The following is a 12,416-nucleotide window of genomic DNA, read 5'->3' as shown; positions in this document are numbered from 1 at the left end:
CGAAGTTATATTTTCTGAGGAGCATTGCTCTTTTTTTTAGAAGTGGCATCTGATTTTTCGGGGAGAGAGTTTTGGGTTTTCATAACTCCCTCCATAGCGATTTTGGTTCCATTGGCAAAAAAAGTTACGGGACAAGATTAGCGCTCAGCGGGGGTTAGGGGAACGAGCGGGTATAATAAGCGAACATCTGCTTGCCAGAAAAGAATAGATTGCCGGAGAGTATATTTTGGAACTGAAGTTTATTGCGATTGAGAAAGTGATCGAGGATCCTGACCAGCCACGTAAGGTGCTGGACGAAGCGGCTCTGTCGGGCCTAGCGGACTCGATTCGTCAGCACGGGCTGCTCAACCCCATCACGGTGATCGCACTGGAGGGTGTGGATGCCTACCGGATCGTCACCGGTGAGCGCCGCTGGCGTGCGTCGCAGCAAGCGGGGCTGCTAGAGATGGCCTGCATCGTGCGCAGCCTAGCCGATGAGACGCCCGAGAAGATGGCCGAGCAGCTTGTGGAGAATCTCCAGCGTGAGGATCTCACCCCGCTGGATAAAGCGAAGGCATTCACGCAGCTCAAGCAGACCCTAGGCGCGACCAATAAAGAAATCGGGCAACGTCTGGGAATCTCCGAGCGTACCGTGGGCTATTTGCTCGACTTATTGGATCTGCCTGAAGCGATCTCCGAGCAGATTATCTCGTCGCCCAACCGCCCCGCCGACGGCAACCTCACCGAGAAACACGGACGATTTCTGCGCCAGCTCAACGATCAGCCGGACTTGCAGGCACACTTAGTCGAGAAGATCAAGGGCGAGAAGCTCTCCGCCGATGACACCGGGAAAGTGGCTAAAGCCATCCGTGAGAGCCCCGCACTCGCCGATGAGATTCTCTCATCTCCCGTGATGGAGCTTCCCAGCCTACTAGGCAAGCGCGATGAGACCACGTTCAGCGCCGGGCGCGGCATGGCAAAGATCGTCGAGAAGATCCCCGCGATGCTCGAAGAGATCAAGCTAGAGCGTGCGTCTGCCGCTGATCTGCCACTTCTGGAAGAAAAGCTCACGGTGGCGCGCAAGGCCATAGACGAAAAACTCGCCGAAGTCAAAGCGGCTCAGCGCTAGTCTTGGAAACGATCAACCTACTTTCCGAGGGGCTCATCGGCTACCACGCGGGCTGGGAGCGGCAGCGGGCGCGGGTGGCGGCGCGGATTGCGGAAGAAGTACCTGATGGGATAATCCTGCTGGAGCACGCGCCCGTGGTGACCTACGGCAAGACGGGCAAGCCAGAGTTTCGCTTACTCAGCGAGTCTGAGTACGCGGCGCGAGGGATTGAACTCGTGCCAACGAACCGTGGGGGGGATGTGACCTACCACGGGCCGGGGCAGCTCACCGGCTATCCCATCGTGCACCTAGGCGAGGGCAAGCGCGACCTGCATAGATATGTCTGGACGCTGGAAGAGGCGATTATCCGTACGGCGGCGGATTTTGGTGTCGCAGCCGGTCGTGTAGAATTCCATGCGGGGGTCTGGACAGAAAGCGGGGGGTATCTGGCGGCTATTGGGGTCAGGGTACAGCGCTGGGTGACACACCACGGCTTTGGACTTAATGTGGACGAGCGCGTTCACCAGGGATTTGAGACCATTGTGGCCTGCGGACAGACAGGGCGGCAGGTGGTTAGCCTGAGTAAATTGGCTAAAACCACACTGACTCTGGAAGAAGTCGCGCACTCGAGTGCCCGGCATCTTGGGGTACTTCTAAAACCGGATTGACAAATAACCTAAAATATGTGTACCCTATAGGGGTTTTAGAAACTCTAACAGAGTAGTCCGCCATGGCGGCGGTACGCCGACCCCTCGGAGGGGGCGTACGGCAGGTCAGGTGAGGCTATTCAGATTTTTATGGAGGCTTCGTTTTTCATGCGAACTCGTTTGCAATTTGTGCTCGCCGCTCTCGGCGTCGCATCCCTTGCACCTTCGGCTTTTGCCCAGGGTGTCACCGTTGGTGGGCAGTTGGAGGCAAACTATACCTACAACTTCAATAAGCCCAACACACGTAACAACACGTTTCTCTTTAACACGACCGACGGACAATTCACCGTCAACCTGGGCGAGATTAGTGTCTCGCGCGCCGTAGCGGATGACAAGGCAGGCTTTGTCCTGCGCCTGATCACCGGTCGGGTTCAGGAAGCATTCCATGCCGCCTACGGCACGGACAATATCCTGGAGGCGTACGGCTCCACCAAGCGCAGCATGGGCGGCAAAGAAATGACACTGGACTTCGGTCAGTTTCTCTCTCATGTCGGTTACGAGACCCCGGATGTGGGCACGGGTCACTTTTTATCTAAGTCGTTCCAGTACCAGTATCTCCAGCCGTTCGTCAATGCGGGGCTGCGTGGGACAGTGCCGCTGAGTGGAAAGACCTCACTCACAGGTGTTGTCGCCAACCGTTTCGATGGTGTCAAAGCGGGCGCGAGCCGCGATCTGGCTGTCGGTTTCCAGATCAAGCGTACTTCAGATGCTAGCAGTATCTCCCTCAACACGATGTTTTCCCGCGCAAATATGGGTACCATGGCAGCCCCTCTGAACCGTCAGAATAATGTCGCTAATATTGTCTACACCAACAAGCTCAGCGAGAGCACGGCAATCGCAGTAGACGCAACTATGCGCTCGGGTAAGGATGCGGCTAATCGCACCTACAATGCTACGGGGTTCACGGGATATCTGACCAAGACCCTGAGCAATGCGAATGTGCTGGGGCTTCGTGCCGAGTACCTGACGCAAAACAATGCCACTTCCGGCATCCTGCCCGGCTACCCCACTGCGCCTGCCCGTAAGCCGACCATGAACTCTATCACGGCGTCCTACGAGCTAAGCGGTGCCTTCCCCGGAGCACGCACTCTTCTCGAGTTCCGTGCGGATCGTGCGGGGGGTGCCCTCTTCCCCGGGGAGAAGGCAGGAACAGTCAAGCAGGATCAGACCAGCGTGACTTTCAGCCAAATCTTTAAGATCTAGGGTCTTGTTTCCTGGTAGAAACATAACGGAAACAATCACGACCGTAGAATAGATTCACTGGCGGTCGGGTCTGTGCAGACTCTGTACTAGACCCGGCCGCTCTGTCTTTCTCTAAAGAGTAACAGGAGCTACCGATCGTGGCAGGACTGGTTAAAATTGAAGCAGTGATACGCCCGCAACGCCTAGACGAAGTGAAGGCCTCTCTGGATGATTTTGGTGTCACCGGAATGACCGTCACTGAGGTGCGTGGTGCAGGCAAGCAAAAGGGTTATACGCAGCACTACCGTGGTGCGGAGTATACCGTCAACCTAATCCAGAAGCTTAAACTGGAGATCGTCGTCAACGAAGCGGATGTGGATCGTATTGTCGAAGCGATCGCTTCCGCTGCACGAACAGGTGAGATTGGAGATGGAAAAATCTTCCTCTCCCCGGTACTAGATGCTATCCGTATCCGTACGGGTGAGCGCGGAGGTGAGGCAGTCTAAGGACTTCCTCAATTCCTCTAAACAGCCACGCAACCCTGCGTGGCTGTTTGTTTTTCGTGTAAAACACCGAAACAATACCGAAACATAATATTCCTAAAATAGCCGTGTACTCACTTACCCGAATGGCCGTCGGACCTCGTGTCCTATTACTTGCGGCAAAAAAGGATAGTTTTATGCGGTTAATTCCCACACTCAAGAGACTGGTACTCCTGTGCGGAGCCTCCCTCGCTCTGCTACCCCTTGGAGTAGTGGTGCATGCACAAGACGCCACACCTGCCCCCGTAGCGACCCCGGCTGCTCAGGTATCGCCCGCTCCCGCACCGGCGGGCTGGGATGCTGCCAAGCAAGGAGACGAAAACGGCCTCACCAGCGCTGACTTTACCACCAAGTTTGAGAAGAAGGACGCACCTGAAGCCTCCGGTGGTGACACTGCCTGGATGCTAATTGCTTCTGCGCTGGTTCTTTTTATGACACCTGGCCTCGCCCTCTTCTACGCAGGGATGGCACGTGTCAAGAACGTCCTCAATGTGCTGATGCAGAGCTTCATCGCCATGTCCATCGTCACTGTGGTCTGGATCGTGGTGGGCTACTCGCTTGCCTTTGCTCCTGGAAACGATTTTATAGGCGGCCTTGACTTTGCTATGCTCAATAAAGTCGGCCAGACAACCTTTATCTGGAACGGCACCAAGATGGCGATCCCCCACCAGGTGTTTATGTGCTTCCAGATGATGTTTGCCGTCATCACTCCAGCACTTATCTCCGGTGCCATTGTTGAGCGCATGAAGTTCTCCGCTTACTGCGTCTTCATCGCCCTTTGGAGCCTGCTGGTTTACTCTCCCATGGCGCACATGGTCTGGGGCGCGGGCGGCTTGCTCTTCAAGAAGGGCGCACTAGACTTTGCGGGTGGCACCGTTATCCACATGACATCAGGTTTCTCAGCTCTGGTACTCGCCGTTCTCCTGGGCAAACGGCGTCTCTCCTCGCATGAGGACACTCGCCCCCACAACCTGCCCATGACTCTGATCGGAACAGGTATCCTCTGGTTTGGCTGGTTTGGCTTCAACGCCGGTTCCGCTGGTGCTGCCAACGGCCTAGCGGGTAGCGCCTTCACGGTGACCCATATCGCCGCTGCGGTAGCTGGCCTAGTCTGGTGTCTCATTGAGTGGGTGCATGTTAAGCAGCCAACTGCCCTAGGCTTTGCTTCGGGCGCGGTCGCGGGGCTGGTAGCAATTACTCCGGCATCAGGATTTGTGAGCGCAACAAGCGCCATCATCATCGGCGCGGTGGTTCCCTTCCTCTCCTACGGCGCGATTCAGCTCAAAAACAAGCTTCAAAAGTACGACGATACCCTGGATGTCTTCGCGGTTCACGGGCTAGGCGGCACCTGGGGAGCAATCGCCACGGGTATCTTTGCGGATGAAAAAATCAACAGTGTGGTCACTGCCTCCATCAAGCCAGAAGATGGTGGACGCGGTCACCTGATGCTCGCTCAGTTCAGCAGCATCGGGCTGGCAATTTTCTTTGGTGTGGTTGGGACACTTGCCATTAGCCTGATCCTTAAGGTTCTCTTCAAGGGAATCACGGTTAGTGCTAATGAGGAAGAGGCGGGCCTCGATCTCACTCAGCACGGGGAAACCGGCTATGTCCACGCCAATGGTGGTGCCGAATCCGCAGCGACTCACTAAAGTCCTCAAGTCTCTCTAGGAAACAGACCTCGGCTCTGCCGAGGTCTGTTTTATTTCAGAGGGGTACAATTGCCTTATGAAGACAGGACTGGATGTACTGGCGGCAGACGGCTTTACAAAGCTCAAGGGCAAGAAGATTGGGTTGGTGACACACCCGGCGGCGGCGCTTGCGGACGGGACTCCTGCCATCGAGGCACTCCGCGCAGGGGGGGTGAAAGTCGCGGCTCTCTTTGGGCCAGAACATGGGGTGCGCGGCGATGTCCCGGCGGGCAAGTGGGTGGAATCCTATAAAGACAGTAAAACGGGTCTGCCTGTTTACTCCCTCTACGGCAAGACCAAAGTCCCGACAGCGGCGATGCTCCAGGGGCTGGATGTCCTAGTCTTTGCACTTCAGGATATCGGCTGCCGTAGCTACACCTATCTCTCCACCCTCGGCTGCGTGCTAGAAGGCGCGGCGCGGGTAAACCTGCCCGTGCTGGTGCTAGATCGGCCCAACCCGCTGGGGCTGACACGAGTTGAGGGGGGGCCGGTTCAGCCAGGTTTCACGTCGTTTGTGAGCAAGTATCCCGTTGCGTACCGACACGGCATGACGCTGGGCGAGCTGGCGAAGATGCTCATCAGCAAGGGTTGGCTCTCTGAGGGGCTCAAACCAAGGCTGGAGGTCGTGGCCTGCGTGGGGCTTAAGCGCACCGATCCAGGCTGGGACACACGCCGCTGGATTCCCACCTCCCCCAATATCCCGACCCTGCGCGCCGCACAGCTCTACGCCGCCACGGGCATTATCGGGGAGCTAGACTGTATCGCCATCGGTGTGGGTACCGACGATCCCTTTGGCTATTTTGGAAGCCCGACTCTGGACAGTGCAAAGCTGCTGACGGCGCTTAAGCGTGTGCCTGTCGCGGGATTTACCTACGAAGCTGCCACCTTCACGCCCTCGCGTGGCCTGTTCTCCGGTCAGATGTGCCAGGGGGTGCGCGTGAAAGCCCCCCCTGGCCCTGAGGCGCAGTGGACACGCCCTAACTTCGCGCTCCTCGCCGCCTTGCGCACCACAGGAGTGACGAAGCCCTTCTCCACGGGTGAGCCTTCGCAGATGTTTGACTACTCCTGCGGCAGCAGTGCCGTGCGACGCAGCTTCGATCGTGGTGCGGGTGCCGAGGTGCTCTGGACAATATTCCAGAGCGGAGCGGCGCAGTTTGAGAAGGAAAGAGCGCCGTTTTTGTTGTATTCGTAGGCCATGAGCCGCTACATCAACTCAGATATCACCCGCTACACACCGTCGTGTTTCTGCTTTATTCTGGATCAGTCCTCCTCCATGGCGGAGCCCTATGGCGAGCGCGATGGCCAGCTTCCGGTCACGAAGGCCGAGGCGGTGGCGATGGCACTCAATAATCTCTTACGCAATCTCATTCTCTCCTGCTCTAAGTCCGATGGGGTTCGAGACTACTTTGAAATCGCGGTGCTCGGCTACGGCGCGGAGGTGGGGCCCGTCTGGCAAGGTGCCCTTCGTGGCCAGGAGCTGGTTCCGATCTCGCAAGTCGCGGATAATGTCCTGAGATTGGACGAGCATCAGATCAGCCTGGGAAATGGCACCACTGAGACGATCCGCACGCCTGTCTGGATTACGCCCCAGGCCCACGGCTCCACCACGATGTGCGCTGCACTTCAGTACGCCCACGATATTATCTCGCTCTGGTCAGGCCGCAACCCGTCGTCGCACCCGCCTGTTATTGTCCACATAACCGATGGGGAGGCTACGGATGGCGACCCGGCCCCGCATCTGGAGGCTCTCACAAGCCTGGGGACCGGAAATGGCCGGGCGACCCTCTTCAATGTCCATCTTTCCAGCCGCCGCACCGCCAGCCCGCTTTCCTTCCCGGACCAGAGCGCGGAGCTTCCCGATCCCTACGCTCGCCTTCTCTTTGATAAAGCGAGCTACCTGACTCCGTACATGCGCACCGTTGCCTGGGAAAATGGTCTACCGCTGACGGAAGCGGCGCGTGCCTTTGTTCTCAATGCAGACCCGAGCCTACTGGTGCTGGCGCTGGAGATTGGGACACGACCAGGACGCCTGTGGTAAAAATTTTCACGCTCCCCAAAGATGAAAATGCTCCCGAAGCCAATGAGGATGCGGTCGTCTCTGAACTCTCGCGGCTTGCCCTGGCCGATGGCGCTTCATCGGATGCCTTCTCCGGACTCTGGGCACAGCAGCTCTGCACGCAATTTGTGCAGACGGGCGGACTAAATCCTGAAAGTGCGGCCCTGGGCTGGCGCTCCGCGATAGGCGCGAAGCCACTCCCCTGGTTTCTCGCCGACAAGCTGCGACAGCCGACACACGCGAGCTTCCTGGGGCTAGAGTGGGGCGAGCAGCTCACGGCGCAGGCCATCGGGGATAGCTGTGTGTTCGTGATCCGCGATAGTGCGCTGGCGCTCGCGTTTCCCTACGCCCGCGCCGAGGACTTTGCCAGCCACCCAGCTCTGGTTCCGACGCAGGGTGTAGTGCCCACGCTCCAGCGCACCACTTTGGCACTAGAGCCGGGCGACACGATTCTTGCCGCCACCGACGCACTCGCGGCATGGCTTTTAGCGGAGTCGGCCCAGGAGCCCTGGAACTCGCTCCTGGCTCTCCAGAACCCAGGCGACTTCGCCCGCTTTGTTCAGGCGCTCCGAAGTGCCCGGCGGCTCGCACTGGATGACACGACTCTGGCTATAGTTGCTCCAGATACCAAGGAATCGTGAGCCGAAGCCCCTCGGCCAGTGCACGGGGGGCGTAGTGAGGCACGAGATCTTTTAGACGCTGGTGGTCGGAAAACTGTGAGCCGGGCTCAAAGACTCCCACGGGGCCGGGCAAAACCTCAGGCGCGGGCCCGATGATGCCAAACGCACTCGCCAGAACGGCCTGCACCGTGCGAATCACCTCACCCGCCGCGTACCGGTGCGGCGAGCCAATATTGAAAGCCACTCGCGCAAGCTTACCGTCATCACGGCGCAGGGGGCCGTTCCCACGTGCCAGGGCATCGTCGGCAAGCGCGATCAGCGCCGCCAAGGCATCGTCCAGAAAGACATACTCGCGCAACGCCTCGCCCGCTCGGCCCGCCGTGAGCCGGGGGGCTTCCCCTTGCACGGTGCGCCGGATCGTGCCGGGGACGATGCGGCTCCAGTGGCTATCCCCCGGCCCGTAGACATTCGCAAGCCGTGCCACCCGAACCGCCGGAGTGTTGTAGAGCCCGGCGTAGAGCCGCGCCACCTGATCCTGCTGCGCCTTGGAGAGCTCGTAGACACCGCCATTGAGAAATGCCGTGGCATCTGTATCGTCGTAGGGCGGCACCGCGAGCGCACCGTACTGCTTATCCGACGAGGCCACGACCACCGCCGCAACCCCTACCCGGCGGCTGGCCTCCAGCACGTTCCAGGTTCCGGCGACATTAGTCTCCAGCATCACCCGCGCCCCGTCGGGGCCGCTTGCCGCCTGAAGAACCGAGAGCGCTGCGAGGTGATAGATCATATCGGGCTTCTCGCGCTCCAAAAGCGCCCGTGTCGCCGCAAAATCCGTAACATCAAGCGTCGCAAACGGCACGGTCGCATTGACGGATTCACGCCGACCCGTGCCCAGAACGGTGTGCCTGTGCGTGATGAGCGTGCGTGCAAGACCGCCTGCAATAAACCCGGAGATTCCTGTAATTAAAATCTTCATAGACAAAAAAACAGCCCGCTTGCGCGGGCTGTTCTCTTTATTTGGGTTTAGAGTCCCCGGTAGGTCAGGCCGATCGCATCCATTCGCTGTGCCTGCCCCGTGGAGAACCGGTACATGTAGGCATCATCGGTGTAGTCCATGAAGTTTTCCACCGGATCCTTGCCCGGGTACTGCACGGTGGTGCAGGTATCGGGTGCAACAGTCCAGGCTCCAAAGAACGGGCTCTTCTCTGCCGGAGTGTCACTCACAACATCATTAGCGGTGGTACAGCCCCCCTGGAAGGTGTGCCAGAGCCCCAGCCAGTGCCCTACTTCATGCGTCGCCGTGTCTCCCAGGTTGTAGGGAGTGGCAGAGCCGCCCGGCAGTGAGGCGGAGAGAATCACCACGCCATCCATTTTGGGGGCACCCGCATACCACCAAGGGAACCGTGCCCAGCCCAGCAGCCCCCCACCGATATTGGCGCAGTAGAGGTTAAGAGTATTCGCCCCACCCTTATTCAGCGCGGTCTTCATATCCAGCTCCTCTTGCGTATCTGGCCCGACGGTGTACCAGGCAGTTCTTCGGGTACGATCCGTCCCCGAGAGCTGGAAGCGATAGATGGTATCAGCAGCCTTAATCGGTGCCGATCCATTGGGGAGCTTATCCCCCCCCGAATAGGACTTATTCAAGAAAGCAATCTGGTTGGCGATTTGTGCATTGGTCACATCCCCGACGCCATTATCATCGAGAATAATATGGGCAAACACGGAGATCGTCACGATGAACGTGCGCCCTTTCCCACCCATTGCTCGCACCTCACCGCCGGTCGTGCTCAGACGTGCCTGGATTGCTGCCAGCTCCTTAGGACTTGGGTTCTCAGTTCCGCACCGGTTGCCCGATGCAATAAACGCTGCCTGACTAGGATACGCGATGCCACCGATCACAAAAGGCTTCTGGACGCGCGGGGCACCCTTTGCGACGGTCACGGCTCCGAGCACAACCCCGGCAATTCCCAGCCCGAGCAGGCCAAATGCAGCGGTTTTATTCATTCTATTTTTCATTTTTTGCTCCTACTAAAGATCCAATCGTCTCTTAGAGAACCACAACATCCACTTCATTGCTGAAGCGCTTTGTTGCGCCGGTTGTCGTTGTGTAACTGCCACTCACACGCAGCTTCAGATTAGGCAAGAGTTTCTGCCGTCCAAAGAGCAGTATCGCTGTTTGTGAGCCATTCGCCGCAATCGTGGGCACGGCCAGCGGCAGGCGAGTAAGGGTATAGGAAGCGCTGAGAACAGCAGTTTCAATCTTCACATTGCTCGCTGGAGTTCCGCCCTCGTTGAGCACGGTGATCTCACAGCGCCACGGAGACTGGTTACGGTTCAGAACCGTGGCCGCCGAGACCCGAACCTCCACTTCATTGACTGGGAGGGTCTTGAAAGTGCCCACTCTAACCTGGTAGACCGCTCCAGAATCGGAGGAGGAAGTCACGAAGTAGAGATACTGTGTTGCGGGTGTTAGACCGGAAAAGAGGACATCTGCCAGCGTGTCAGGGAAATCTGTCTGCCAGCTATAGTACTCGGAACCATCCTCCGTATAGACTTCAATCGTCGAGTTCGCAGGGAAGTTCGTCAGCCAGTTGAAGCGCACAGTGGTCTGCTTCAGCTCCGAAAGTTGAAATCCCTGGAGGAAGTTCACGAGAGAGTCAGCAGCGCGGTCCGTCCTCAAAATGCCCGCGCCGCTCTGGATATCCACACCGGCAGCGTGAATGTCCTGAGCCGTTCCCAGGAGTGTCTGGCGCAGCTCGTCGCGGGAGAGAATCGGGCCGTAGACAAAGCTATAGCTATCTGCCGTTATGGTCTCCCGAATCAGGGATGAGACCTGCGCCGCGATTGCCGCCGCGTGCGCTGCCGCCGCAGACGTGCCACGGAAGGGCTGGAAGCCCGGCACGGAGGTGAAGACATTCTCCGCCGCGACCGCATCCACCCGCAGGGCATAGGTCACGTAGGAGGAATTGGCATAGAGCGGTGCAACCCCAGGAACAATCGTGGAGCCGTCGGGATTTAGGAAGACATCACGGTTACCCGTCATGCTACTGCTATTGGCCGTCAGCGACGAACCAAAAGCACCGAAGTTAAAGGGAAAGGCTGCCAGCGCACTGGTCGAGCCAATCATGTACGCCTCATCCCCCACCGTTCCATACGGTGCGAGGCTTGCAATCTCGGACTGCAACTGGAGGATGCCCTGGCCACCTTCGAGCCGCAGGTGCAGTGCACGTGCGGAACCGGACATCTTGACAATTCGAACGTTCTCTCCCGAGTTGACCCCCACAGACTCCACAGGGTCTTGGATGCCATCCTGGAAACCTGTACTGGCCGCCACAATCGTATTCCCCGAGGTGGTGACTAGATCATAGTCATTTGCGGATGCCCCGGCGGGATCGCTCCAGAACAGGCGGGCAAAGCCGTTACCAAACGCCCGGTTCGTGGTGGTGTTACCGGTGAATCGGTGGATCTTCCCCGTGAAGGTCAGGGTCCCTGGGGGATTCGTGTAGGGGTCAGGCGTGGTGAAAGTAAAGTTTCCCCCATCCGAAAAATCCCCTTTCCAGACACTAGCGACCGTCTGGGTCTCGGGAATGGCGGCGAACACCTCGCTTCCGGCAGCGAGCGCATTGGTCATGGCTTGCTCGATCGGAGAGATCTGGAAGACACTCGATGCCTCGTAGACGATATCCGTGACGAGATACTTCACGCGCCAGTTCTGCACCATCTCATCTATGACGGATGCCATCTGATCCGGGCTGATGATCCCGCTTCCAAAGTACAGCTCGGCATCCGGGGCGAGGTCGTGGATGACTTCCATCATCGCCGTTCCCTCACCGGAGAACCCGCGCTGATTAAAGACCACATTGACGGGATTCGGGAGATCAAACGTCGCCTGCGACTGCTCCATAAAATCGTTGCTGTCGCTGAGCACCCCAATGGAGATCCCTTGGCCGCTGGCTCCGTACTGCTCACGCACAAAGGCGGAGCCGTGGGTGACATCGCCTTCGGTGATATAGGTTCCCTTGAGCGTCCGAGGAAGCTGCACGGGCTTGATACTCCGGATATCGGCGCGCTGAGCGAGCAGCTCCAGCCAGCCCAGCCCCAACCAGACGTGCATATCGCCCGTCTTGGCATAGACCCCCGTGACCGTGCCACCCGCGCCCTTCACGGCGCTCAGTAAATTAGACGTAATAGTGCCACGGATATGGACATGCACGCGACCTGCCATGTCGCGAGGGAGCGCGGCGCGCAGGGTGGGAATGCCAGGAACTGCGGGCAGCCCCTTCTCGATACGACCAACATAAATTAGTTCGGAACCTAGCTTTCGTTGCGCCGGAGTGCGGCTCATCTTGTCACGCTCCAGTGCGGCAAGCTGCTCCTTAAGCGGTTCAGAGAGCGGTTCTTCAGGAGCGCCCGCAACTGGCTTCGGGAGCTGTACGCTCTGTCCCCAAACCTGTTGAATGCCTCCCAAAGCAACTAAAGTGAGAGCCAGCATCCTTGAAATGCTGAAACAGTTATTCAATCCTCTTCTCATCAT

Annotated in this window: 11 protein-coding genes; 8 read left to right on the top strand and 3 right to left on the bottom strand. The window is 58.3% G+C overall.

What is annotated here, in order from left to right; all coding sequences use genetic code 11:
• Positions 1-226: 226 nt before the first annotated feature.
• From ACH2ED_RS03060 to ACH2ED_RS03025, 8 genes are all read left to right on the top strand, one after another.
• Positions 227-1,108, top strand: coding sequence for a ParB/RepB/Spo0J family partition protein (locus ACH2ED_RS03060; protein WP_395088741.1), 882 nt, complete (start codon positions 227-229; stop codon positions 1,106-1,108).
• A gap of 2 nt (positions 1,109-1,110) precedes the next feature.
• The gene (gene lipB, locus ACH2ED_RS03055; RefSeq protein WP_395088740.1) at positions 1,111-1,755 is read left to right on the top strand and encodes a lipoyl(octanoyl) transferase LipB; all 645 of its coding nucleotides are present in this window, start codon (positions 1,111-1,113) and stop codon (positions 1,753-1,755) included.
• Between the two features lie 147 nt (positions 1,756-1,902).
• A complete protein-coding gene (locus tag ACH2ED_RS03050; protein WP_395088739.1) occupies positions 1,903-2,997 on the top strand; it encodes an outer membrane beta-barrel protein in 1,095 nt (364 codons plus the stop codon).
• Between the two features lie 146 nt (positions 2,998-3,143).
• Positions 3,144-3,482, top strand: coding sequence for a P-II family nitrogen regulator (locus tag ACH2ED_RS03045; RefSeq protein WP_395088742.1), 339 nt, complete (start codon positions 3,144-3,146; stop codon positions 3,480-3,482).
• 173 nt (positions 3,483-3,655) lie between these two features.
• Positions 3,656-5,167, top strand: a complete 1,512-nt coding sequence (locus tag ACH2ED_RS03040) for an ammonium transporter (protein ID WP_395088738.1) — start codon at positions 3,656-3,658, stop codon at positions 5,165-5,167.
• 76 nt (positions 5,168-5,243) lie between these two features.
• Positions 5,244-6,398, top strand: a complete 1,155-nt coding sequence (locus ACH2ED_RS03035) for an exo-beta-N-acetylmuramidase NamZ domain-containing protein (protein WP_395088737.1) — start codon at positions 5,244-5,246, stop codon at positions 6,396-6,398.
• 3 nt (positions 6,399-6,401) lie between these two features.
• Complete coding sequence (locus ACH2ED_RS03030) at positions 6,402-7,244, top strand: vWA domain-containing protein (RefSeq protein WP_395088736.1); 843 nt, start codon at positions 6,402-6,404, stop codon at positions 7,242-7,244.
• The gene (locus tag ACH2ED_RS03025) at positions 7,238-7,903 is read left to right on the top strand and encodes a hypothetical protein (RefSeq protein WP_395088735.1); all 666 of its coding nucleotides are present in this window, start codon (positions 7,238-7,240) and stop codon (positions 7,901-7,903) included. Before ACH2ED_RS03030 ends, ACH2ED_RS03025 begins: the two co-directional genes overlap by 7 nt.
• Here the strand turns inward: ACH2ED_RS03025 and ACH2ED_RS03020 are convergent.
• Genes ACH2ED_RS03020 through ACH2ED_RS03010 form a run of 3 tightly spaced genes read right to left on the bottom strand, consistent with a single transcriptional unit; the run spans position 7,872 to position 12,374 of the window.
• On the bottom strand, positions 7,872-8,858 hold the full coding sequence (locus ACH2ED_RS03020) for an NAD-dependent epimerase/dehydratase family protein (RefSeq protein ID WP_395088734.1): 987 nt from the start codon (positions 8,856-8,858) through the stop codon (positions 7,872-7,874). The two genes, ACH2ED_RS03025 and ACH2ED_RS03020, sit on opposite strands and share 32 nt — an antisense overlap.
• A 47-nt stretch (positions 8,859-8,905) precedes the next feature.
• A complete protein-coding gene (locus tag ACH2ED_RS03015; protein ID WP_395088733.1) occupies positions 8,906-9,886 on the bottom strand; it encodes a zinc metalloprotease in 981 nt (326 codons plus the stop codon).
• 43 nt (positions 9,887-9,929) lie between these two features.
• On the bottom strand, positions 9,930-12,374 hold the full coding sequence (locus ACH2ED_RS03010; RefSeq protein ID WP_395088732.1) for a S8 family serine peptidase: 2,445 nt from the start codon (positions 12,372-12,374) through the stop codon (positions 9,930-9,932).
• Between the last annotated feature and the right edge of the window lie 42 nt (positions 12,375-12,416).

Origin of the sequence: Armatimonas sp., assembly GCF_043757465.1 — a bacterium.
GTDB lineage: Bacteria > Armatimonadota > Armatimonadia > Armatimonadales > Armatimonadaceae > Armatimonas.
Note: the sequence above shows the minus strand (reverse complement) of the source record. Positions and strands in the feature narration are given on the sequence as shown.

What these genes read in the sequence shown, in the direction of transcription:
- ACH2ED_RS03015 (WP_395088733.1), bottom strand. Translation starts at nt 9,886, where the DNA reads ATGAATAAAACCGCTGCATTTGGCCTGCTCGGGCTGGGAATTGCCGGG.
- ACH2ED_RS03010 (WP_395088732.1), bottom strand. Translation starts at nt 12,374, where the DNA reads ATGCTGGCTCTCACTTTAGTTGCTTTGGGAGGCATTCAACAGGTTTGG.
- ACH2ED_RS03040 (WP_395088738.1), top strand. Translation starts at nt 3,656, where the DNA reads ATGCGGTTAATTCCCACACTCAAGAGACTGGTACTCCTGTGCGGAGCC.
- ACH2ED_RS03030 (WP_395088736.1), top strand. Translation starts at nt 6,402, where the DNA reads ATGAGCCGCTACATCAACTCAGATATCACCCGCTACACACCGTCGTGT.
- ACH2ED_RS03050 (WP_395088739.1), top strand. Translation starts at nt 1,903, where the DNA reads ATGCGAACTCGTTTGCAATTTGTGCTCGCCGCTCTCGGCGTCGCATCC.
- ACH2ED_RS03035 (WP_395088737.1), top strand. Translation starts at nt 5,244, where the DNA reads ATGAAGACAGGACTGGATGTACTGGCGGCAGACGGCTTTACAAAGCTC.
- ACH2ED_RS03020 (WP_395088734.1), bottom strand. Translation starts at nt 8,858, where the DNA reads ATGAAGATTTTAATTACAGGAATCTCCGGGTTTATTGCAGGCGGTCTT.